We start from the raw sequence: 24288 nt of genomic DNA on the forward strand, positions 1-24288 counted from the left end.
GGACGTAGTACCAGTCTTTCGTTCGGAAACAGAAACGGTTTCCGCTCACAATTCAGGATCAGCATGTCTGATTCGGCGGGATCAGTCCGTGTCCTGCAAGCGTCTTGTGAGGCTCTCTGGCGGGTTCACAACGGGGAGACACAGCGGGGTGTCTTCGAGTTCGTGATTTCGAGGGATGTCGCGACTCACTTTCTGACGAGGTGTCGCAGATGTCGGAAGTACACCACATCCATGCCAGTATTCTAGCAGAGTGGGGCCGATCCGTCTAAGGGGGAAATGTTAAAGTTTCACTCAGACGGCGTGGAAACCGGTGATTCCATGCCGTTGAAAGGGCAGCGGGGCGGTTTCAAGGCGTGCCACGGGGCGGCGATTACTGCCTTTAACCACCGAAGGCACTATATCGACGGATGCCCCGCTGGAAAGCGATGCGATTTAGAGAAAACAGGACGACAATCCAGACAATTTCTATGGACAATTCGATGATCAGTTCCTGATGGGTATATTTCCCCAGAATGACAGTCCCGGGAAAGTAGGCCAGGTATTTGAATGGCAGCAGTTGCATCCACTGACTCAGCGGTTCCGGAAAGAGGTCCAATGGAATCATGTGGCCCGAAAGGAAGTAGTTGAGCATCATATAGATAAAGATTAACGAGCTGACTTCCAGGAACCAGAACGCGATCAGGCCGATGAGTGACTCAATCAGGAAACCGACGAGAAAGGCCATCAGCAGGGAGAGGATCCAGGCGAAAATCGTAAAGGCATCCGGCCAGCCCGAGAAGTAATCCCGACAGAGGTAGAAGAGCAGGATAAACGGACCGAGGGCGACCATGTAGTACACCAGCTTATGCGCCATGCGGGCCCAGAAGAGGTAGCCCAGCATATCGATCGGCTGAATCAGATACTTTTTAATGGTGCCATCCCGCACATCGTTGGCGATGCCATTGGCCAGACCGGGCATGCTGGAAAAGGCACGTGCGACCATTACCAGCAGGTAGTAAGCGACCATTTCCTTGTAGTTGTAACCTTTGATATTACTGATCGGCTTGGTTGTGTGGATGCCGTAAATGGCACCCCACAGAAAGATCTGAGTGACGATTGGCAGGAAGCGGACAAAGGTCGCGAAGACAAAATCTCCCCGGTACACCAGTCGTTCTTCGATTGATGTTTTGAGGATGATCCAGTTAGTCCGCAGGCAGGCGATCATGGTTCTCTATAGAAATGCTAAGAATACGTTTACTGGTGGCAGACAGAGTTACTCGGTTGTTGTCGGCTCCAGGCTCTGGGCCTGCTGGTAGTCCGACGTCTCTTTGTGTTCGGTAAAGACTTCCGCGATCACCTCTTCGAGGGGGCGTTCCTGGACGCCGACATCGAGGATCCGGTATTTCGCGAGCAGGCTGGAGAGGATCTCGGGAATTTTATTCCGAGGGACTTTGAGTTTCACGCGTGGCGCTTCATTTTCGAGGACCTCACCCCATTGAGAGAAGTCGCGGGGCATGTCATCGCCGTCAAACTGGACGTCCATAATTTTGTAATTGCTGAAGCGGTCGAGGATGTCGCTCAGAGGCCCGTCGTGTTTGATACTCCCCTGGTTGATGATGATGGCCCGTTTACAGAGGGCTTCCACATCTTTCATATAATGACTGGTGAGTACGACCGTCGTCTTCTGTTCGTTCTGGTAGTATTTCAGAAATTCCTGCACGCGGCGTTGTGAAACGACATCCAGGCCGATCGTGGGTTCGTCGAGCAGCAGAACATCAGGGCGGTGCAGCAGAGCGGCGATGAGTTCCATGCGCATCCGCTCCCCGAGCGAAAGTTCGCGGACCGGCTGGCCGATCAGATGTTTAACTTCGAGCAGGCTGGTGAGTTCATCGATCCGCCGATCATACTGCTGCGGGTCGATGCGGTAGATCTCTTTGTGCAGCCGGAAGGATTCCTGGGCCGGAAGGTCCCACCAGAGCTGGTTCTTCTGTCCCATGACCAGCGAAAAGCGACGACGGTATTCGTTCTCGCGTTTCCAGGGAACATGTCCTAAAACGGTGGCTTCGCCTGCAGAAGGGAAAATCAGGCCTGAAAGGAGTTTCAGGGTTGTGGTTTTGCCTGCGCCATTCGGGCCGAGGAAAGCGACGATTTCCCCCTGTTCGATGGTGAAACTGACATCGGTCACCGCGTGAACGGTTTTATGATCGCGCTTCCAGAGGCCTTTCAAAGAGGCAAAAACCCCTTCGTTTTTCTGGTAGACTTTGTACGTTTTCTCAAGATTTCGGACGACAATGGCATTCATGCCATCATCTTACGGTACCTGCTGCGATGGGTCGAGCGACAAAACCAGCGATTCAGAAAAAACAGACAGGCGGGGGACTTTGCTCTAACCCGGGGCTCTCAAGGCGCTTTTTGTGCGAGTTCTGTACGGATCTGCCGGGCAATCAGCGGGTCGATCATCGCCGCCGTCGCCAGATGAGTGGCCTGGGCGCCGGCGTTCAGGAACTCTCTGACATCCTCTGCTGTACTGATGCCGCCACAGGAGACCAACTCCGGCCGGTTTACATTTTGAGGTAAATCTGCGATCAGCCGGGCAAAGCATTTTAGCTGGTGCAGAGAGGCTTCACGGGTAGCGACACCGCAGATTCCCCGCTGCTCGCCGTTGAATAAGGGAGTGCCCCGGGCATCGGTGACTGTAGTGGCGACACTGTTGGTCATCACGATTGCTGTCGCGAAGGGAGCAACCGCCTGCAGGAACTCACGGGCGGTCTCTTCCTGAGTTAGATGTCCGATTTTGATCAGGTAAGGAGTGTCGCCGATCGCCTCTCGGACGCGACTGGCGACCAGGGTGGCGGCCTCTGGTTGCTGGTATAACTGTCCGTCGCGGGTGCAGACATTGGGGCAGGAGAAGTTCGTTTCAATACAGTCGGCACCGCTCTCACGGGCCCAGCGGGCACAGAGCGCGTAATCTTCGGCGAGGTCTTCCAGGGACCAGCCGGGCTGCAGACTGCCGACCACGGAGACCGACAGGATTTTTTCCGCAGGCAGTAACTCGCGGGTGCGGGTGATATCATCGCGCCAGATTTCCGGGGCGGCGGAAGGCATTCCGAAAGAGACGGCCCAGCTTCCCTGCATCTGATCGGTGAGGGTGACTTGTGATTCACGACCTGTCATGGAAGCTGCGGTTACCGGCTGCAGGTTGGGAAGCGGGTAGCATTCCCGTGCGGTCGAGCGAACTGTTTTGTAGGTTAAAACATCGAATCCCAGGCTGGCGTAGTACAGGACCCATTTCCCATTGAGCAGCGGGCCGGCGGGGATGCCCAGTGGGGAAGGGACCGGGAGGCCACAGAATGTCCAGTCGCCGGGGACGGCTGGAATATCGAGTTCCTGTGGTTCGGGCGCATGCGTGTAGTTCCACTGGTAAGTCTGCAGGCGATCGTAGCGGGGTAGGGAGGCAGGGTTCTGCATCTCGGATCCTGAAGAAATCAATCAGCGAATGAAAAAAGCTCCGGCCCTCAATTGAGAGCCGGAGCTACCGGGGGGAATCATATCCTTTGAGACTAGCGTTGGACTGTGTTCATGTTTTTGAGCACGTTCATGTAGTCGACAGTGATATTCAGGATCTCATCGTTGTAGTGATCCTTCTTGAAGATGTCTTTGTCGGCTGCTTCGTCCTTCTTCTCGTCTTCTTTTTTCTTATCCTCTTTGTCGTTCGACAGCTCTTTACGCCGTTCGGCTTCGACCAGAGAGATGGTTTTCTGATTTTTCTTTTTCAGATACTTGTTGATTTCATCCTGGGTTTCTTTGAAGTCTTTGTCAGCCACAATACGTTTGGTGCTGGCCTGCTTCAGGTAATCCAGGATTTTCGGACTGACCATTCCCAGTGATTCGTGTGGAGCGATTTCGGTTTTGTCGAACTCCATCGCATCATCCAGGAAGGATTCACCCAGGTCCATATTGTCGATCAGTGAAGGCAGAACGATGTCGGAACGGACGCCCCGGTTCTGAGTACTGTCGCCGTTGACGCGGTAGAACTGGTTGATGGTCAGTTTCAGAGCACCCAGGTCCTGGCCTTTGAGGAAGGAGAACATCTGGTTGCTGACCGGCATTACGTTCTGTACCGTTCCTTTACCGTGGGTGGTGGTATCACCGATGATGATGCCACGCTTGTAGTCTTTGATGACGCCGGCAAAGATCTCGGAAGCAGAAGCGGAGAGGCGGTTACAAACCACAACCAGCGGGCCGGTGTAAACTGCACCCGGTTCAACGTCGCTGTGGATTTTGCGTTCGCCGTCCATCTGCTTGACCTGTACAACAGGACCTTCGTCAACAAACAGACCGGAAACTTCGATGGCTTCGCTGAGTGCACCACCACCGTTGAAACGCAGATCGATAACAACACTATCGACGCCACCCTGATCACGGAAGTCGTAAAGTACCTGACGGACATCGCGAGCGGTACTCTTGAAGTTCTCATCACCCCGTTGTGCTCCACGGAAATCCCGATAGAACGAAGGGATGCTGATCACGCCGATGCGTCCGGTCTTACCGGGGAGACGTTCTCCGGTGTCGATGATTTTTCCTTTAACCTCGGAAGTGCTCAGTTCGATCTTCTTCCGGGTCAGTTTGTAAACTTCCATGGCATTGTTTTTCTCTTTTTTTACCCGCAGTTGAACTACGGTGCCTCGTTTGCCACGGATGTAACGTACAACTTTGCTGAGTTTCATTTCGACAACATCGACGAACTCGCCATCTTCCTGGGCGACGCCGACGATTTTGTCACCTGCTTTGAGGCGACCGTCTGCATCGGCTGCACCACCGGGGACGATTTCAGCAACAACGGTGTAACCTTCTTCGGAACGCAGAGCGGCACCGATCCCATCGAGACTGAGTTCCATGCTGATCCGGAAATCTTCCAGTGTCTGGGGAGACATATAGCTGGAGTGGGGATCGAAGCAGTGAGTCAGGGCGCTGAGGTACATCTCCAGTTTCTCAGGTTTTTCGGTCTGAGCCATGGTGCGGAGATTGTTGCGATATCGTTTGTGTAACTGCTCGCGGGCTTTTGCGAGTTCGGTGTCATCCAGAATCAGGTTGAGCAGATCGTATTTGACCCGTTTTCTCCAGCGTTCGTTCATCTCGTTCTGATCTTTGGCAAAATCGAGATCTTTGGCATCGACGATGATCGATTCATCGACGGTGAAGTCGTGATCGACATCGACGAGCTGCTGCGCGTAGTCCATCCGCTCCTGCAGACGCTGGAGGTAGAGGTCAAAGGCATTGTAAGCAAAGCTGACATCGCCGACGGCCAGTTTGTCGTCCAACTGGTCTTTTTCCGCCTCAAATTGCTCGATGTCGGATTTGTAGAAGTAGAGCTTCTGTGGATCGAGCTGCTTGATGAAACGTTTCATCAGTTTCGCCGAGATCTCGTCATTGATGGGTTTGCCGCTGATGTGGAACCGACTGACCATGGCACAGACGCGTTTGGCGGTGACAGAGTCATTAGGAGAGTCCGAGACAGAGGCCTGCTGAGCGAAGATTGCGGTTCCCAGCAAGAGGACCATGCAGAGACTGAGAGCAGAGGCTGCTTTTGAGGGAGGATTTAACTTCATAAGTTTCGTCCGTTATCTGAAATTCATGTGAAAGAGAAAGCATCAGTGAAGCCGACGTGACACCGGGAATTCACTTATGTAAGCCATTTGATATTATAGGATCTCGGAAAAGAGGACAAGATGACATTTTCCAGTACAGCGTCTCCGATCTGCCTGACAGCGGCGGATTTAATGAATTACTGCTGTCAGAACGAAGGTTCTTTTCAGACAGCAGTTCCGTAGGTCTTATTACGCATCTGGGTGTAGATCTGTTGGTCAAACCTGAGGAAATTCTATCGCTCTGTGTTCTCAGAAGGCGCAGCAGGTTTTGTCCGGTTCCGACCGGCTGGTTCCTGAGAGAATTTCAAGGGGGCAGGTTTGTTCTAAGTGTTTGTTAAGAAACAGATTGCGTTATTGTTTATCGTCTGATTGCTGTGGTTGAAACAGCTTTCCGAAGATTGACAGGCAGTTCTTCCAGTGTTCCTGAAATTCATCGGAATCGACCGGGTGTCCGGAAATCAGTTGCGCGAGTTGAGGCAGCGTGGCGGGAAAAAAGACCAGGGCGGTAAAAATCAGCATCAGGCAGACCGGATCGAACTCATCGGAGATGATCCCCGCTTCCTGCGATTTTTTTAGACGGTTAATGTGATTCTGATAGTATTCGCGCCGCCAGGGCTCATCGATGAGGGGAGCCCCTTCATTCTGCTGGGCTTCATTGAGCAGAACGCGAACATAGTTCTGGTCGCGCAGGTTCTCTTCAAAGTAGTACTGCAGAATTTCGGTGATATCGATGGGGATCTTTTCGACGGTGTCGCTGCGTTCCTGGAGTTTGTTTTGCAGGGCGGCTTCGAACAGGCCCCGTTTATCATTGAAATAGCGATAGATCAGTGATTTATTAAAGTTGGCCTGCCGGGCGATTGCTTCGATCCGGGCTCCTTCGACGCCCCGTTCGGCGAACTCTTCAATCGCCGCCTTCAGGATGGCTTCCTGGGAAGAGACTTCTTTTTTCGGGGAAATTGCACTGGTATCAGTTGACGACATTTTCGCTCCATTCCTGGCGGTTTGAAAGAGTATACCTGTCACACCTCTGGTTGTGAAGATTCCCAGAATGGGGGGAACGGATCAGCGGCTGATTCCGTAGAGAAATTCCTGAAGAATTATGTTGAAATCAAAAAACCGAGTCGCTAGCATAAGCATTGTAACGGTAACGTTACCGATGATCTATTGGTTTTTTAAACAAAATCGATCTAATTTTGGTTCACATTTTGGGTGAACAAGAGGTTAATCACTTTAGAGAACGACACGTCTAATACCTGATACAGGTCTGTATCAGACTAAATAGCTGAGATGCGCAGCGGCTTCCCGAATGGGGATATCTGCTGCAGCCACTACTTCAATTCTGTTTGAAAAGAATGTTCCGAGAGCACGCGACTTTGTAGCCCACAGTCTGTTTGAAAGACGGGAGCGTCAGCAAGGTATGCACTCTCATACTGTGTTCGCGTCATGATATTACCAGAACCGGTTCTGAGAATCGGTGTTCGATAATTTGATCAGGCACTTTTCATACTTTTACGGAACTACGAGGAGTAACGCTATGGTTTGTCGTCAACGTCTGAAGCGAGGCTTCACCCTCATTGAGTTGCTGGTCGTGATTGCCATCATTGCAATTCTGATCGCACTGTTACTCCCTGCAGTTCAGCAGGCGCGGGAAGCGGCCCGCCGCACGCAGTGTAAGAACAACATGAAACAGTTCGGTCTGGCGATGCACAACTATCACGAAGCGCACAGCACGTTTCCGCTGGGGACGAGCGTGAATTTCAGCACTTCTTCCGGGGGGGGTAACTTTATCTCCAACGGGATCGTGATGATGCTACCCTATTTCGATCAGACCAACCTTTCGAATCTTTATAATCAGACGATCGCCTGGGAAAACCAGTCCGCTGCTGCAGCCCGGACCGTGGTGCCTACGTTTGTCTGTCCTTCGAATGTCGGACAGAACCCGATTACCGACTCTGCTTTGGGAGCCTTGGGTCTGCCTGTGGGCAACACATTTGGTATCACCACCTATGCGCTCTGTCGCGGATCAAATATCGGCTGGTGCAGTTCCAGTAATCATCCCAGTACTGTCAGGGGGATGTTTGACCTGAACCGCGGTGCCAAGATGCGGGATATCATCGACGGTTCCAGTAATACCATCGCGATGGGAGAAGCCGGGACCGGCCCCCAGTTCAGGTTATGCGAAGGACAGGGGTGTACTACAGCAGCCTCACCGGTGGTTGAAGCTTCTCAAGCCTGGATTGTCGCACAGCCACCCAATACTGACTTCAAACCTGTACTCGGGGCCCGGGCCAGTATTTTCGGAAGTACGGCAGATCGAATTAATAAGAATGTTACTACAGAGACGCTGATTGATCTGGCAGGTTATTCCACCTGTTCCTTGAGTGGCGCGGACGCGACCAGTAACTTCCGCAGTCAGCACATTGGTGGCTGTCATTTCCTGTATGCCGACGGTTCCGTGCATTTCATCAGTGAAAACGTTGACCTGGGAACGTACCAGGCGCTGTCTACGATCGGCGGAGGCGAAGTCGTCGAGACTCCGTAAGTAACAGGAACCGTTTGAGTAAAATGAATCGGTCACTGATACTCAGCGCTCTGTCAGGGAGATTATGATTCAGCAACAACCTCACGTCTCTGAAGCAGCAGCGCCTGCGGTTGCGCAGGCACTGCTGGATCTGACGACAGACGATTCCCCACGCTCGCTCCCGCTGGAGGAGCGGATGCGGTTGACACGTGAATGCCTCTCCTGCCTGTCAACGGTAGCGCAGGAGTGGGTAGAACTCTCCTGCCAAGCCAAACGGATTCCTGAAGGGAGCCTGGTTCGTGCAGAGGAGGTGCTGGCGGGACCGGTCTCAGTAGCCCGTTACCTGCAGGTTCTGCTTTTGAGCTTCGAGTCCATCGCACAAAAGGGAGCACCCCCACTGCCGGGAACACCGGTAGAGTCGACGACGGGGCTGACACGCGTCCCCGTGTTTCCTGCGTCTGGCATTTATGATTCCCTGGTCTTTTACGGACTGAAAGCGGAGGCCTGGTTAAATCGTTCTGACGGTAAGCGTGGGCTGTTCGACCTGTCTGTTTTGGAGAATCATGCTCTGCCTTTGACCCTGGTGCTGGGGGCGGGAAATGTTTCCGCGATTCCTGCGACGGATGTGTTAACGAAGATCCTGCAGGATGGAGAACGGGTTCTACTGAAAATGAATCCGGTCAATGAATATTTACAGTCGGTGTTTGAGCAGGCCTTTCAACCGTTGATCGCTGCGGGGCTCTTGCGGATTGTCTGTGGTGACAGCAGCACCGGCGCATCACTGGTCGAGCAGCCGGTGTTCGAGCGAATCCATATTACCGGCTCGACGCAGACGCACGATGCGATCGTCTGGGGCGCGACTGCTGACGAACGCAGTACGCGAAAGGAAGAGAATCAGCCGCGTCTGCAGGTGCCGATTACCAGTGAACTGGGAAATGTCTCTCCGTGGATTGTGGTTCCTGGCGAGTATTCTGAAAAGCAGCTGCGATTCCAGGCGGAAAATGTGGTTGCCTCGATTGTGAATAATGCTTCGTTCAACTGCCTGGCCACCAAGCTGATTGTCACTGCGGCTCATTGGAAACAGCGCGACCGTTTTCTGGCACTAGTTGAAGAACGGCTGTCACGGATACCGCCCCGCTATGCTTATTATCCGGGAGCAGCAGATCGCTGGGCACGCTTTGCCGGTGAGTTGCCTCCTGATGAAGATTATCTGCCGTGGAAACTCATGCGCGATGCGGATCCCCGTGAATCGCCTCACCTGTTTCAGGAAGAGTCGTTTGTCTGCGTCTGTGCGGAGACGGCACTCGGGGGAGATTCAGCGGTTGAGTTTCTGGAACGCGCCGTTTCGTTTGTGAACGAGGAGGTCTGGGGGACACTCTGTGCCACAATCACGGTCCCGGACCGGTTTCGCAAGCAGCAGGCAGATCAACTGGAGCAGGCGATTGCCCGGTTGAATTATGGTGCGGTTGCGATCAACCACTGGCCGGCATTGAATTATGCGTTCATGACAACCCCCTGGGGTGGGGCTCCTGGGGCCGATCTGCGGGATGTCGCCAGCGGGATCGGAAATGTGCACAATACCTACTTCCTGGCCGATGTGGATAAAACGGTTCTGTTCGGGCCGCTGACTTTGATCCCGCATCCGGTCTGGTTTGCTTCGCATCCCCAGCCGGAAGCGGTGGGCTGGCGATTGTTTGATTTGTATACCCGACCTTCGCTGGGTAGTTTGATGAAGGTCGGGCTCTCTGTGGTGAAGCCTTAGTTCTATTTTTCTCTTCGATGCAGGTTGATTTCCATGAATATGCTTTCTCGCCCGGGCACTCGAGTTCACTTCGTTTTGTTGTTGTGTCTGTGGACCGGTCTGGTCTGCCTGACCACTGTCTCTTCCACATATGCGGCCGCGCCGAGAGAACTGAAGCCGGCCATATACACGTTCAGTCCGGGGCCTGAGTTTCAGTTTGAATTCCAGGAACGACTGATCGAAGCGGTGCCGGGAGATATCCTGGAACTGAAAGCGGGGACTTACCATCTACATTCGGGGCTGAACCTGGTGACGGATAATGTCACGATCCGGGGGGCGGGCCAGGATAAGACGATTCTCTCTTTTAAAAACCAGCGGGACGGGAGTTTTGGTTTACTGGCCAGTGGCGATAACCTGGTGCTGGAAAATTTTGCTGTCGAAGATACGAGCCATAATGCGATCAAAGTCCTGGGGGCGGAGAACGTAACCTTTCGCGGGGTGCGTACCGAGTGGACCGACGGACCGAAAACAACCAATGGCGCGTATGGCCTCTACCCGGTTCAGTGCAGGAACGTGTTAATTGAGAACTGTATCGCGATTGGAGCCGCGGATGCGGGGATCTATGTGGGGCAGTCGACTGATGTGGTCGTACGCGGTTCCCGCGCGGAAGCGAATGTGGCGGGGATTGAAATCGAGAATACGATTAACGCCGACGTATATGACAATGTCGTCACGAACAATACGGGTGGTCTGCTGGTGTTCGATCTGCCGGGACTGCCTCAGAAGAACGGACGTCATGTGCGGGCGTTTCGGAATCATATTTTCAAGAATAATCTGGCCAACTTCGCCCCGAAAGGGAACATGGTGGCTTCCGTGCCCGCGGGGTCGGGGGTGCTGATCATGGCGACCGACGAGGTCGAAGTGTTTGAGAATCGGATCGAGGACAATCGCTCCTTCAGCGTGTCAGTCGTCAGTTTTCTGATCTATGGCAAGAAGCTGAAAGATCCGCATTACGATCCATTTCCGGAGCAGGTTTACATTCACGACAACACGATCAAAGGGGGAGGCACCGATCCGGACGGCGAACTGGGACTGCTGCTGAAATCGATCGTGGGGACGCCTCTGCCCGCGATTGTCTATGACGGCGTGACAGCTCCCTCTCAACAGAAGGGGGAGCAGGCAGCGAAAACAAGAAGCCTCACACTGGCTAACAACGGAGAGGTTGGATTTCTGAATATCGATTTCAGTAATCTGACGCCTGCGAATATTGCGACAGGCAAATACCGTCCGAGTGGGGATCTGGCACCGTTTGAAGGCACGCAAGAGTCACTGAAGCCGGTCAAACTCAAGCCACATGGGGCTCCCGAGCTTTCGCAGAACACTACCTTGAACGTGTATTACGATGCACCCCGCAAACTCTCTGAATTGAAACTGTTCAAGGGAAACGGAGCTGATCAGCAGCCGGCTGCCGGTGTGATTCCTTATGACTTAATCACGACTTTGTTTACTGATTATACTTCCAAGCACCGGTTCATTCGACTCCCGCCGGGGAAGCAGATCAGTTATCAGAAGTCGGGTGTGCTTGAGTTTCCGGTGGGCACGATGCTGATCAAAACGTTTGCCTATCCCAAAGATATGCGCGACCCGCAGGCGGGGGAACGACTGCTGGAAACGCGAGTCGAATTTCTGGAATCGACCGGCTGGTATGGTTACTCCTATATCTGGAATGATGCGCAGACTGACGCCGAGTTAAGTCTGGGAGGGGGTGAAGTCGAAGTCGACTGGATTCATGCAGACGGCCAGCCACGTTCGACGCAGCATCTGGTGCCGAATGCAAATCAGTGTCTGAGTTGTCACAGTCATCACGATAAGTACGTCCCCATCGGACCAACGGCCGCGAATCTGAACCGGATGTTTGATTATGCTCACGGAACTGAGAATCAGCTGGCCTATCTAAAACGGAATGATCTGATCAAGGATTGCCCAGAGCCTGCTGCGATTGAGCGACTGCCGGCTTTTGCTGATGCCCGCTCGGGTAATGTCAACGAGCGGGTGCGGGCATATCTCTCGGTGAATTGCGGACACTGTCACAGTCCCGGTGGGAACGCACGAACCACGGGGCTTGATCTGCGGTACCTGCAACAGGATCCTGCGAAGATTGGTGTCTGGAAAACACCTGTGGCGGCAGGACGGGGTTCCGGTGGACGGAGCTACGACATCGTTCCCGGTGCGCCGGAGAAATCGATTCTGATGCATCGTCTGCAGTCAAACGATCTGGCTGCACGAATGCCCAACATTGGAAACCGGATTGTGCATCAGGAAGCGGTTAAGCTGATTCGGCAGTGGATCAGTGAAATGGAAGCGACGAACGACGAAGCTGCGCAGTAGCGAAGTGGGTCACATGGCCCGCTTGTGTTCGTACGAGTGACTGTCCTGAATGATCAGCTGGTTGCGCCCCTGTTTCTGAGATTGAGTCAGAGCATGGGCGCCCCGTTCGAGGGCCAGTTCTGCTGAATCGCCGGGTACGCAGGTGATGTAAGCCAGACTGGCAGTGACCACGACTTCCGGGCTGCTGGAATCCAGGCGGAAGTGGTGATGCCGGATGGCATCGCGGATGAGTTCGGAACAGGCCTGTCCTTCTGAGACTGTCAGTCCCGGAAAGAGGATCGCCAGGGTATCTGATTTCCAGACGCAGATCACATCCTCGTCCCGGATTTTATGCAGGACCAGTCGGGAGAGTGTCTTCATGAATTTGGCAGGAGCCATCAGGCCGAAACGGTCTTTGAGCTGTTCGTGTTGATTCATCTGTACCAGCAGCAGGCCGCTGTTTTGTTCGGTTTCCGTTCCCGCGAGCAGCATCATTTCCAGGTTCGCTTCGAAGGCGGACGCGTCCGGAAGCTTGATGTGAGTCTGTTCGGGCAGGAGTGACCATTGCATCGCAGGAAATTCCTGCAGCTTTTTCTTGTCTGTTTTGGGAGACGCTGATTCTGCTGCCGGATCGGGTGTTTTGCGTTCGACGAGGCGACCGATCAGGTCGAGCAGTCTGGAACGCTTCTGGTTCAGTTCGGCAGACTGTTCGCGAGTCAGGATGGGACCTGGATATTTCTCAAGCAGGGCACAGGCTGCGTAGGCGGTTTCCAAAGACTTTTGTACGTGCTGGTAGCAGTTCTGAAGATGTTTTTTCGCGCGACGGAAGTCGCGGTCGGTGCTGCCTTTGCCCAGCAGATAGCCGGCGACGAAACCCAGACTGACGGCAATCAATAGACCGACGCCGAAGCAAATCAGGATATCTGACGACAGAGAGAACAGGCTGGCTAAAGGGATTGCGGTCATGCTTCACTTCTTGATCAGGAAGGAAAACAGAGTTTCAAAGGATGAGAATCAACGTACTCACGCGTGCGGCGAACCGGCCCGGTTGATCGTCGTACATCTGAAGCTTACCGCGCAGAATGGAGGGATGTTGCCGACAAAGCTTACCCGATCCGAAATCCCGCGGTGGGGTGGCGCGGGTTGTGCCGGTTATCGGGCGATTCGTGCAGCGGGAGCTGGAATAACGACGCTCCCGTTCTCCGCGATACTATTTGATTTCGCTGTTTTCTTCAGCGGGGCCTGCCTGTCGGGGGGCCGCCTGGGGATCGAAGAACTGGAGGCTCAGGACGATATCCGCATCCCGGTCTTTGAGTTCTCCCAGCAGTTTCTGATCGACGGTGAAGACGAATGAAATCTGACGTCCCGAGGGATCTGCACAGAGGTAGTAGATCCAGTGCACAGGGACGTTATTGGCTTTACCGGCGACTGTGACACGATGAATGTAGCGACCATCGTCGGTCTTCAGGTTTTCTGCTTTGAGGATTTCGATCAGTTTATCGCCCAGCGAAGTGCGGATGTCCTGATGGAACTGTTGCTCCGAAGTATGTTCGCCTGCTTTGACGGACGGGATCTTGGAGATGTTGGCCTGTGCGATCAGGCTGCCTTTGTCGAGCAGTCGCAGAACGGCGACCTGTCCGGTCTGGTGAAACACGTACCAGTCGCGGGGGAGCAGCAGTCGTACGTTCCAGGGCGTTTCAAAACTCAGGTATTTGGATTCGGGACTGGTTTCCAGAGGAATCGAGGCCACGACTTCTTCGGTGAGTTCTCCCGGACTGGCCGCCAGGCTGCGGTCCCAGTTGACGTTCGCGGTGACTTTCATACCCGGGCTGACGGAACCAACCGAGCGTTTTTCCGTCTGTTCCAGTTCCAGATGGCTGATGAATTTTTCGTCAGTGCGGAACTGCAATTTTCCTTTCACGTCTATCTCAGTCTGGGCACCTACGGTCGCCCCTTCGATCTTGCCTTTGAAGGTGATCGTGGCGATATCGTCGGCGACGGAATCGAGCTGGCAGGTGAGTTCTGATTTCAAGACGGCTTCCAGCCCGGTCAGTGACTGCAGAACCCAGCGATCGGGAGTCCAGACTTCACCGACTTCCACTTCCGACTGAGGCAGCAGGGCGAGGACGGGCAGGGAGTCGCCGGGGGAATTGAGCAGTTCCACTTCTGAGGGGAGCAGGTTGCTGTTCGGTGAATGCAGGGAGAGGCCTTCGGTTTGTCCCTCAGCGACAATCAGGCGATGCCGATCGCTGCCGCGGGCGAAGGTTTTCTGTCCCTGAACGTCGATGGTGGCTGTCGCGGTTTCGTAGAAGCGAACCGAGCGGAAGGCTTCGGCATCCCGACCGGTGCCGGGTAGACGTTGTTCGAGGTATTCGAGCTTTCCATCCACATCCAGTTCGAGTGAACGGGCCTTGGCAGCGTTGACTGCGGTTTCCAGCTGACCTTTGACTTTGATCGTGGAGTTGACTTTGAAGGTCCGCGGAGTCTGGGCTGGCTCCTGGAGCTCATAGGTTTCCGCTGAGAGCATCTGGGCCGAGAACAGCAGGCAGGCTGTTGTCAGACCGAGGCAGAAGAACTTCACGATGGATGAGGGCAGGGCTGCATTCAATGACGACATGCGGAAGGCTCCGTAAATCAAGCGTCCATACTGATTGGAGAAGGAAAGCCGATTTGTTTACTCGTTGATCAATAATCTGGACTGCTGAGCCATCTCACGCGCTGCGGCAGAAATGCCTGCCACATCCAGTCCCAAATCGGCCAGGAGTTCCCCACGATGACCGTGTTCGATAAATCGATCGGGAATACCCATGCGTCTGAGGTGCTGCGTGTTGATGCCGGCTTCGTTAGCCGATTCCAGCACAGCGGATCCAAAACCGCCACAGAGTGTACCTTCTTCAACGGTAATCACAAAGCCCGATTCCTGCAGGGCCTGATGGATGACCTCGGTATCCAGGGGTTTGGCGAAGCGGGCGTTGATCACACCGACATCGAGCCCCTCTTCCCGCAGTTGTTCGGCGGCGCGAACACAGTCGGTAAACAGGGATCCGAAGGCAACAAGCATGCCATCTTTGCCCCAGACATAGACTTCGGACTTGCCCAGTTCGACAGAGGCAACCTGACGTTCCACCGCATCAGCGGCTGCTTTGGGGTAGCGAATGGCTGTCGGGCCATCAAAGGTCAGCGAGAATTCCAGCATATGTTCGACGTCCTGGGCATCCCCGGGGGACATCAGCACCATGTTGGGGAAGCACCGCATGTAGGAGTTGTCGAAGGCACCATGGTGGGTCGGACCATCTTCGCCGGCAATCCCGGCGCGGTCCAGACAGAAGGTGACGGGCAGATTCTGCAGGGCCACTTCCTGGAAGATGTGGTCGAAGCTCCGCTGCAGGAAGGTGCTGTAGATATCGACGATCGGTCGCAGACCGGCTTTGGCCATCCCGCCGGCGAATGCGACCGCGTGAGCTTCACAAATGCCGGTATCGAAGAAGCGATCGGGGAAGGCGTCACGAATTTTGCCCAGTTTATTACCGGCACACATGGCTGCGGTGAGCACAACAACGCGTTCGTTGTCGGTCATGGCCTGGAGGATCGAATTGCTGACGACGTCGGTATAAGCCTTGGATTTAGCAGCCCCCGGCTTTTCGATGGGAACGATTTCGTTGTCTTCATTCCGCTGAAACGGAGCTGGGGCGTGGAAGGAGACCGGATCGTTGGTGGCCGGTTCGAAGCCATGTCCTTTTTCCGTCAGTACGTGCAGCAGAACCGGGCCTTTGATGTTCTTGATCATCTGCAGGTAACCGGACAGTGATTCAATATCGTGTCCGTCTACCGGGCCGATGTAGCGGAAGCCCATTTCCTCGAAGAGCATCCCGCCGTGCAGGAAGCCTTTGACGGCTTCTTTGAAGCTGCCCAGTGTGTTTTCCATCGACTCGCCGACGACGGGCAGCTTATTCAGCAGCCAGGAGACATCGCGCTTCAGACCGTTGTAGAAGGGAGCGACACGTGCTTTATCCAGGTACTTTGCGAGTCCGCCGACACGGGGGCAGATTCCCATTTTATTGTCGTTCAGGATGACGAGGACATCCTGGTTGAGGCCGGCGGCGTTGTTCATCGCTTCGAAGACGACGCCCGAGGGGAGTGCGCCATCGCCGATGACGGCCACCGATTTGCGTCCCGGTTCTCCAGCGAGATCGTCGCCTGCTTTGAGGCCCATGACGGTCGAGACACTCGCGCCGGCATGCCCGGTCATGAAGAGGTCGTAGTCACTCTCTTCCGGGTTGGGGTAGCCCATCAGGCCCCCTTTGCGGCGGATGCTGGAGATCTCTTCGTAGCGGCCGGTGATCAGTTTGTGTGGGTAGATTTGATGCCCGGTGTCCCAGATGAGACGATCCTTGCGGAAGTCGTACGCAAGGTGCAGGGCAATACAGAGTTCAACAACTCCCAGGTTACTGGCAAAGTGAGCCGACCGGTCTTCCACCACGGTACACAAAACTTCACGTATTTCATCTGCCAGTGTTTCGAGTTCAGACCCGGAAAGCGTTCTCAAATCCACGGGGGATTTGATCCGGGGAAGAATTTCGATTTTCATCAGTGATCTCGTTCTAATATAAAGTGGGCCAGTTCTTCCAATCTTTGGCCGTGGCTCCCAAGTGGGGCGATCGAGAGGCACGCTTCCTCAACTAAATTTTGGGCGCGTTGGCGACTATCTTCAACGCCAATCAGCGAGGGGTAAGTTAATTTACCGTGATCGGCGTCTTTTCGCACGCCTTTTCCCATTTTTTCTTCATCACCTGTTAAATCAAGCAGGTCGTCAGTTATTTGGAATGCCAATCCTATGCAAGTCCCGTATCTCTCCAGGTTTCGCAGCAGTTCGGGGTCGGCGCCTCCGATGCGGGCCCCCATGGTGAGGGCACTGCAGATCAGTCGACCGGTTTTGCGACGATGGATGGCTTCCAGCTGTTCGAGTGTGGCTTCTGTCAGGTGTTCGGACTCGAGATCCGCGACCTGTCCACCGACCATGCCGACTGCACCGGCGGCATTGGCCAGGTCGACACAACAGTCTGCTGCAATTGACTTTACTTCGATTTCTCTGGCCAGCAGTTCAAACGCCCGCGTGAGCAGGGCATCGCCGGCGAGAATCGCGTTGGCTTCTCCGAACTTGATATGACTGGTGGGCATGCCCCGACGGAGTGCGTCATCATCCATGGCGGGGAGGTCGTCATGGATCAGCGAATAGGTGTGCACCATCTCGATCGCACAGGCAGCGGGTAGGGCGGATTCCGGATCTCCACCGCAGGCTTCACAGCTGAGCAGTACGAGGATGGGACGGAGCCGTTTTCCCCCGGCAGAGAGGCTGTAAGACATTGCCTCTTTGAGAATGGGTGGGCAGTCGGTTGAGGGATCCAGGGCCGCGTCCAGACGCTGGTTGACCTGTTCCTGCAGACTGCTCCACATGGCTTTGAAGGACGGGGGCTGACTCATAACGTTACGTTCTTTGAATTGGCTTTGTGTTGAAGAGAGGGCCTGTTTATGTATCTGATTCGGTTGCCGTCGCGAGGTCCAGGCCGATCTGGCAGGCTTTGAGATATTCATCGATCATCAGCGTCTCGCTGGTGGTATGAATATCCTGCTGGCCGCAACCGAGGGTGACGGTGGGGAAGCCGTGGGCGGTCATCCAGTTAGCATCCAGTCCGCCATTTCCGATGGAGAGGTCGGGAGTCCCGCCCCGTTTCCGGATCGCCTGGCTGGCGGTCTGGACGGCAGGTTCGTCTGCGGAGAGCCGGAAGGAGTCGTATTTTAAGTAGGACTCAAACGAAACACGGCCTTTTTGTCCGGCACTGTTTTTCGTGGATTTGGCTGCTTTTTCAAAGGCTTTTTTGAATTCCTTGAGGATGCGTTCGCGGAAGCGGGGGTTATGGCTGCGGGCTTCTGCTTTAATCGTGAGTTCCGGCATGACGACGTTGGTGGCTGCTCCGCCGGACAGGACGCCGATATTGCTGGAGCCTGAGTCTTTGCCTTTGACAACCAGTCCGTGCCAGCCGTTGGTAGCGAGATCGTCGATGGCTCTCCCCGCGATGACGGCGGCACTGACGCCGAGTTCGGGATGGGCACCCGCGTGGCTGGCGAGTCCATTGATGTGAATCAGCATACCCGAATCACCGGTGGCACCGATGCAGACCATGTCGGCCAGTTTGCCGTCCCAGTTGAAGCACATGGCAGGTTTGCCCAGCTTGCTTGTGGTCAAATGCCGCACGCCGACCAGGCCGATCTCTTCCTGCACCATCCAGACAAAGGTGAGAGGGGGGTGGGGGAGATCCTGTTCGAGGATGGTGATCAGGGTGTTGAGAATCACACTGCAGCCCCCGCGGTCGTCAGCTCCCAGAGCGGTGAGCGGGCTCTTTGAATGGATCAGCTTCCCTTTTTTGACCGGTTCCGCTCCGACACAGAGGGGGACTGTGTCCATGTGGGCCATCAGGAGCCGCCGCGGTCCTTTCACCGTACCGGGCAGTTTGACGATCATGTTCCCACATTCACCACCAATGCTGCTCTTCTTATGGGCGGTGTCGAAGGTGATCTGTTTCTCGGAGAGACCGGCGGCGATGAGTCTGCGCTGGATCTCGGCGGCGATCTGGCCTTCCTCTCCGCTTTTTCCGGGGATGGCCATCAGCTCGGTGACAAGTTGTAATGCCCTCTTGTCATTGACTTTAGGTGTGTTGTTTTTGGGTTGGCTCATGGGGCTCTCGTCCGGATCGAAGGTGAAATGGTCGTCTTCTGAAGCGTCAGAAACGAACCAAAGGATGATGCAAGGTACGTACTCGGCTCTGTTTTTTCAATGCGGAGCTGTAGCCGTTTTCACGTGCGAAGTGGCTCTGACAGACTCATATTGCTGTATTTACCGATGAAACTTAGAATCCCGCCTTCTTGATTCGCCGAAATTCCGTAACGGGGCACGGACGCCTCGGACAGAATCTTAGCAGCGGTATTCTGATAATTGAAAATGATTCGTTCACGCCTGCGCTGGCTCAAGCATTTAACGCTGGCACTGCTGACTCTCGTCCTCCTTGCGGTCGGGAGTGAGGTCGCGTTACGTATCGAGGAATACCGGCAGCAGGAGAGTGTCAGCAGCTATGACGCTGACGGATTTCTGATTCCCTCAGATGTCAGCTATCACCGCATCCGTCCCCTGCAGCAGGTCACGCGTAAGCACCCGGATACCGAAGAGGTCGTTCAGTTTTCGATTAACAGCATGGGGCTGCGGGGCAAAGAATATGCGATTCCCAAGCCGACAGGCGTGTACCGGATCCTCTGCCTGGGCGGGGAGACCGTCCTGGCCCCTGAAATGGCAGACGAGGATACGTTCTGCGTCAGGCTGGAACAACTGCTGCAGAAACAGACTCAGCTCAAGGTGGAAGTGATCAACGCGGGCGTGCCCGATGCCTGTCCGCTGATGTCTTATCTGCACCTGCGGCATTCGCTGTCAGGGCTGCAGCCGGATCTGATCCTGTTTAATTTTGATATGTCCGATGTTGCCAATGATCACGCTTTACGCCGCTTCACACAGATTGGAGATACGGGGGTGCCGCTGTGTGCGATGCATCCGCTGTTTGAAGAGATGAATGCTCCCGAGAAACTGGAGAGCCATTTCCTGGTCTACCGGTATCTGCTGAGATGGTTAGGAGATTACTGGGTTCAGAACCAGCCTGCGGGACTGGACCGTGATATCGATACTCCTCAGGGAACCTATCTCTGGCTGGAGGATCATCCCCCCGACTGGTCGGTGTATGTGCGTCAGACGCTGGAGCCGATACAGAATATTCAACAGATCTCACAGGGAACCTATGCACGGTTCATCCTGGCGACTTATCCGAAGCCCTGGCAGGTTTCCGAGTCCGCGATGAGTGGAAAAAACGCGCGGGCTGCGGTGGGGGTTCGCGAAGGGGTGAAGTACGGCAGCCGGTTTCCGTTCGAGCTGCTGGAGACATACTCCAAACAGTTGAATGTGCCCTATTGTGATACTTCGCCTGTGTTTCAGGCGATTCAGAACCCGGATCGTTATTTTCTGGAAAACGTTCCCCAGTTCTCGCGTGAAGGGCATGCGTTGTATGCCCGCGAGCTGGCACTTTATATTTTAAAGGAGGTCCCCGGCATCTGGTCTGATCCGGTTCCCTCGCCTTCCGAGCAGGCGCCACAACAGGCGCTGGCTCCGCTGCGCTGAGAAAACCGGTGAGAAAGATGAATAAACGGACTATAACAACTATCGTAAATGTAGAGGCAGTTCCGAGGCCGTCTGTTTCATCATCAGGTTGCCTGGGAACAAAGAAACAGCGTCTGGTTTGAGGGGCTTCCCTCAACCCGGTCTAGAATGGCAAATTCTTTGATTTTCAAAGGGTTTAAGACAAAACTACGACCTACCTTTTACTTATGTGGAGTCCGCTTCACAGGGCAGCTGGTAGCGAAAAATATTCATCGGTCGCTGCAATGCGGAAATTTGATCTGCAGAGGTCTCTGAGCCGTTACTGCGGGACCGGTTTTGAAATTGATTGAGGAAAGACTTTCATGAGTTCATACGAGACCGCATGCCGTTATTTCGACCAGGCTTCCCGTCAGGTGGGGCTTTCGCGGAACATGCAGGAGCTGCTCAGGACGCCGGAGCGCGAGGTCAAGGTAGAAGTTGCGATCGAACGCGACAACGGGGAAATTGCCACTTACATCGGTTACCGGGTGCAGCACGACAGCTCCCGCGGGCCCATGAAAGGGGGACTGCGTTTTCACCCCGAAGTGAACGGCGATGAAGTGCTGGCCCTGGCATCCCTGATGACCTGGAAAACCGCACTAGTCAACATTCCTTACGGAGGAGCGAAAGGGGGCATCTCGGTCGATGTGTCCAAGCTGTCCCAGGGAGAACTGGAACGAGTGACCCGCAAGTTTATCGATAAGATCTACGATGTGATTGGTCCCCTTAAGGATATTCCGGCTCCGGACATGGGAACAAACGCCCAGGTAATGGCCTGGATTATGAACCAGTATGAAAAGTATTGTGGCTTCAACCCGGCCTGTGTGACCGGTAAACCGCTGGAACTGCATGGCGCAGATGGACGTGAAGAAGCGACGGGTCGTGGCGTGGCGATGGTCACGCGGCAGACGCTGGATCATATGAAAATCGATCTGGCCGGTGCGACGGTGGCGATTCAGGGATTCGGCAACGTAGGGAGCTTTGCCGCACAATTTCTGGATGAGTTCGGAGCCAAGATTGTCGCGGTTTCCGATGCCAGCGGGGGCATTTACTGTGCGGACGGGATCAACATTCCCAAGCTGATGGAATACTGCAAAGATACCAAAGCCGTGCGCGGGTTTCCGGAGACGGAAGCGATTTCGAACGATGAAGTTCTGGCTTCCAATGTGACCGTGCTGATTCCGGCAGCCCTGGGGGGCGTGCTGACGAAAGAGAACGCCAAAGAGGTCCGGGCGCGGTGCATCATTGAAGCCGCTAACAACCCGACTGACCCGGATGCGGATGAAATTTTCTCGAAAAATGAGATCGTGGTGGTGCCCGATATTCTAGCGAATGCCGGCGGAGTAACCGTCAGTTACTTCGAATGGGTTCAGAACAGACAGCACTTCAGCTGGGAAAAAGCTCGCGTTCGTTCCGAGTTAGACCGTATTATGGATGACAGCTTTGAGCTTGTCTGGAAGATTGCCACTGATAAAAAAGTCTCGCTCCGCATTGCCGCCTATATTCTGGGCATAGGTCGTGTGGGGCGGGCCACCGTGATGGGAGGCATCTGATCGCGGTTTTTAAAGGGATCACAGCCATGATCTGGCAGTGATCAAAAGCTAACTTAATTTTACACCAGGCGCTATAGAAGAGGTGATATAAATGGTTTCCACAGAGCAGCTGATCAATGACTGCGTGTTGTTTCAGTCAGTTACGCCGGAGGAAATGGACGAATTGCTCGACCAGGCTGAGACAGAGGATTTTCCGGAAGGAGTCCGCATTCTGGATGAAGGCAATTCGACACGTTATCTCTGGATCATTCAGCGCGGTACCTGCGAGGTTCGCAAGCAGCTTTCCAACGGAGATGAACAGACATTGACCGAGTTGGGGCCCCTGTCCATTTTTGGTGAAATGTCCTTTTTCAAACCGGCTCCGCATTCGGCGAGCGTGGTGGCGACTTCCGATGTGTCCATCGTGCGGATTCCCTGGAAGAACTTCGATCAACTGCTGAAAGCGGGAGTCAGCGGGGCGCAGAAAGTCGTTTATAATACCGTGAGAATCATGTCTGACCGGTTAAGGACTATGGATAAATGGTCAGCAGAAATGGTTGAAAGCTGTGGAACCAAGACCAAGAATGCGGAATGGCACGAGTTTCGTTCCAAACTGTATTCCGACTGGCAATTCTGAGCACAGGTCTCTCCGGGAACTCAAATTCTTCTGGAGAGTGTTTAAAATAGATAAAATTAGAAGGTTATCAGCGCGAAAAGTGATCCCGCGTTGACACATTTCCGCTGATTGCTGATACTTCGGAATGCGGAACCCGGTTCGTCTGGACTGCGGTGGGCGATACAGAAGCGCACCGGCCGGGGAAAGTCTGTGTCAATATTTTAGAGAATCCACATTCCACAGCTGTTGTCTGTTTCAGATTAACCCGGTGGCAGGGGCCGGTGAATCCCTGCTTAGATCGCTTGAAGCTATGAGTAGTACGACCGAATTAGACCTGGCGCAATACACCGAACAACTGGCTCAGCAGGCCCGCGCAGCGTCGCGTAAACTGGTTTCCGCTAATGGGAATCAGAAGAATGCCTGGCTCCGCCGGATGACCGAACTGATTCGGGAACGGACTCCTGATTTACTGGCTGCGAACGAACGCGATATCGAGCAGGCTCCCGAATACGGTTTGTCGGAAGCGTCGATTGACCGTTTGCGATTGACCGCAGCGCGGCTCGAGGGCATCATCACGGCGCTGGAAGAGATCATGGCTTTGCCTAATCCGGTTGGCGAAGTGATTGACAGTAACATGCGTCCCAACGGTCTGCTGGTAACCCGCGTGCGGGTGCCTCTGGGCGTGGTGTTCTTCATTTATGAGTCGCGTCCGAACGTGACCATTGATGCGGCAGCATTATGCGTCAAGAGTGGCAATGCGGTGATTTTACGCGGCGGAAAAGAAGCCTTTCACAGCAATATGGCCTTTTATCAGCTGCTGCAGGAAGGGCTCCGCGACGTGGGGCTGCCTGAGCAGGCCGTCCAACTGGTAGAGACCACTGACCGCGAAGCGGTGGGGCATTTTCTGAAGTTGAACAAATACATTGATGTGACCATTCCCCGTGGCGGTAAGGGGCTGATCGAGCGTGTGGCCCGCGATGCCACGATGCCAGTGATCAAGCATTTCGATGGAATCTGCCACGTCTACCTCGATAAGACGGCGGATCCGGAACTGGCTAAGCGGATTACGGTCAACAGTAAGTGTCAGCGGCCCGGCGTGTGTAATGCCGCCGAGTGTCTGCTGGTGCATGCGGACGTCGCAGAGACGTTATTGCCCGAAGTTGCGAAAGCACTGCTGGATGCGGGAGTTGAGCTGCGGTGTTGTCCCCGGTCACTGGAACTGGTGGGAACCGGGGTGCCTGCGACCGAGGAAGATTATGGGACCGAATACGGGGCGAAGATCCTCTCGGTTAAGGTCGTTGAGGATATGGATGCTGCGATTCAGCACATTCATCAGTACGGTTCGGGGCATACCGAATCCATCATTACGACCGAACTGGCGGCAGCGGAGAAGTTCACGACCGAGGTCGATTCAGCGGCTGTGATTGTGAATGCCAGCACACGTTTCAATGACGGAGGCGAGTTCGGCCTGGGAGCGGAAATCGGTATCAGTACAGATAAATTTCATGCACGTGGGCCCTGCGGGCTCAACGAATTGACGAGCTATAAATACGTGGCCCATGGAGCTGGGCAGATCAGAGAATAGAGGGGATACAAGTTTTTGCGACCCGGCCGGTGAGCCTCATATCCCGGCGGGCTGTGAATTACAGGG

The 24288-nt window shown here is 54.4% G+C and carries 17 protein-coding genes; 7 read left to right on the top strand and 10 right to left on the bottom strand.

Going from position 1 to position 24288, the window contains the following annotated elements; all coding sequences use genetic code 11:
- Nucleotides 1-379: 379 nt before the first annotated feature.
- From RID21_RS24170 to RID21_RS24190, 5 genes are all read right to left on the bottom strand, one after another.
- Nucleotides 380-1204 carry an ABC transporter permease gene (locus RID21_RS24170; protein ID WP_350193372.1) on the bottom strand — a complete coding sequence of 275 codons (825 nt, stop codon included), beginning with the start codon at nucleotides 1202-1204 and terminating at the stop codon, nucleotides 380-382.
- A 48-nt stretch (nucleotides 1205-1252) separates the two neighbouring features.
- The gene (locus RID21_RS24175) at nucleotides 1253-2281 is read right to left on the bottom strand and encodes an ABC transporter ATP-binding protein (protein ID WP_350193378.1); all 1029 of its coding nucleotides are present in this window, start codon (nucleotides 2279-2281) and stop codon (nucleotides 1253-1255) included.
- A 98-nt stretch (nucleotides 2282-2379) separates the two neighbouring features.
- On the bottom strand, nucleotides 2380-3447 hold the full coding sequence (locus RID21_RS24180) for a beta/alpha barrel domain-containing protein (RefSeq protein ID WP_350193380.1): 1068 nt from the start codon (nucleotides 3445-3447) through the stop codon (nucleotides 2380-2382).
- A gap of 92 nt (nucleotides 3448-3539) precedes the next feature.
- Complete coding sequence (locus RID21_RS24185; protein WP_350193382.1) at nucleotides 3540-5588, bottom strand: carboxy terminal-processing peptidase; 2049 nt, start codon at nucleotides 5586-5588, stop codon at nucleotides 3540-3542.
- Between the two features lie 390 nt (nucleotides 5589-5978).
- Complete coding sequence (locus tag RID21_RS24190; protein WP_350193384.1) at nucleotides 5979-6608, bottom strand: TetR/AcrR family transcriptional regulator; 630 nt, start codon at nucleotides 6606-6608, stop codon at nucleotides 5979-5981.
- A gap of 553 nt (nucleotides 6609-7161) precedes the next feature.
- On the opposite strand from RID21_RS24190, the gene RID21_RS24195 reads away from it, so the two are divergent.
- The 3 genes from RID21_RS24195 (at nucleotide 7162) to RID21_RS24205 (ending at nucleotide 12277) form a co-directional block, all read left to right on the top strand.
- On the top strand, nucleotides 7162-8169 hold the full coding sequence (locus RID21_RS24195) for a DUF1559 domain-containing protein (protein ID WP_350193386.1): 1008 nt from the start codon (nucleotides 7162-7164) through the stop codon (nucleotides 8167-8169).
- A 64-nt stretch (nucleotides 8170-8233) separates the two neighbouring features.
- Nucleotides 8234-9910, top strand: a complete 1677-nt coding sequence (locus RID21_RS24200; RefSeq protein WP_350193388.1) for an aldehyde dehydrogenase family protein — start codon at nucleotides 8234-8236, stop codon at nucleotides 9908-9910.
- A gap of 33 nt (nucleotides 9911-9943) precedes the next feature.
- Complete coding sequence (locus tag RID21_RS24205; protein WP_350193390.1) at nucleotides 9944-12277, top strand: parallel beta-helix domain-containing protein; 2334 nt, start codon at nucleotides 9944-9946, stop codon at nucleotides 12275-12277.
- Between the two features lie 9 nt (nucleotides 12278-12286).
- Here the strand turns inward: RID21_RS24205 and RID21_RS24210 are convergent, their stop codons facing one another.
- The 5 genes from RID21_RS24210 to RID21_RS24230 all read right to left on the bottom strand — a co-directional run bounded on the left by RID21_RS24210 (nucleotide 12287) and on the right by RID21_RS24230 (nucleotide 18989).
- Nucleotides 12287-13222: a GGDEF domain-containing protein gene (locus RID21_RS24210; protein ID WP_350193392.1), complete on the bottom strand. Its 936-nt coding sequence runs from the start codon at nucleotides 13220-13222 to the stop codon at nucleotides 12287-12289.
- Between the two features lie 244 nt (nucleotides 13223-13466).
- Nucleotides 13467-14873 carry a hypothetical protein gene (locus RID21_RS24215; protein ID WP_350193394.1) on the bottom strand — a complete coding sequence of 469 codons (1407 nt, stop codon included), beginning with the start codon at nucleotides 14871-14873 and terminating at the stop codon, nucleotides 13467-13469.
- Nucleotides 14874-14930: 57 nt separating this feature from the next.
- Nucleotides 14931-16844 (bottom strand): 1-deoxy-D-xylulose-5-phosphate synthase, encoded by a 1914-nt coding sequence (dxs, locus tag RID21_RS24220; protein ID WP_350193396.1) that lies wholly within the window; start codon nucleotides 16842-16844, stop codon nucleotides 14931-14933.
- Nucleotides 16844-17737: a polyprenyl synthetase family protein gene (locus tag RID21_RS24225; RefSeq protein WP_350193398.1), complete on the bottom strand. Its 894-nt coding sequence runs from the start codon at nucleotides 17735-17737 to the stop codon at nucleotides 16844-16846. Before RID21_RS24225 ends, dxs begins: the two co-directional genes overlap by 1 nt.
- 46 nt (nucleotides 17738-17783) lie before the next feature.
- On the bottom strand, nucleotides 17784-18989 hold the full coding sequence (locus RID21_RS24230) for a M20/M25/M40 family metallo-hydrolase (protein ID WP_350193400.1): 1206 nt from the start codon (nucleotides 18987-18989) through the stop codon (nucleotides 17784-17786).
- 264 nt (nucleotides 18990-19253) lie between these two features.
- Between RID21_RS24230 and RID21_RS24235 the strand changes: the two genes are divergently transcribed.
- From RID21_RS24235 to RID21_RS24250, 4 genes are all read left to right on the top strand, one after another.
- On the top strand, nucleotides 19254-20471 hold the full coding sequence (locus RID21_RS24235) for an SGNH/GDSL hydrolase family protein (RefSeq protein ID WP_350193402.1): 1218 nt from the start codon (nucleotides 19254-19256) through the stop codon (nucleotides 20469-20471).
- 341 nt (nucleotides 20472-20812) lie between these two features.
- Nucleotides 20813-22042: a Glu/Leu/Phe/Val family dehydrogenase gene (locus tag RID21_RS24240; protein ID WP_350193404.1), complete on the top strand. Its 1230-nt coding sequence runs from the start codon at nucleotides 20813-20815 to the stop codon at nucleotides 22040-22042.
- 91 nt (nucleotides 22043-22133) lie between these two features.
- Nucleotides 22134-22658, top strand: a complete 525-nt coding sequence (locus tag RID21_RS24245; RefSeq protein ID WP_145439411.1) for a Crp/Fnr family transcriptional regulator — start codon at nucleotides 22134-22136, stop codon at nucleotides 22656-22658.
- Nucleotides 22659-22947: 289 nt separating this feature from the next.
- Nucleotides 22948-24222, top strand: coding sequence for a glutamate-5-semialdehyde dehydrogenase (locus RID21_RS24250; RefSeq protein ID WP_350193406.1), 1275 nt, complete (start codon nucleotides 22948-22950; stop codon nucleotides 24220-24222).
- Nucleotides 24223-24288: the final 66 nt, after the last annotated feature.

It is taken from the genome of Gimesia sp. (assembly GCF_040219335.1).
Taxonomy (GTDB): domain Bacteria; phylum Planctomycetota; class Planctomycetia; order Planctomycetales; family Planctomycetaceae; genus Gimesia.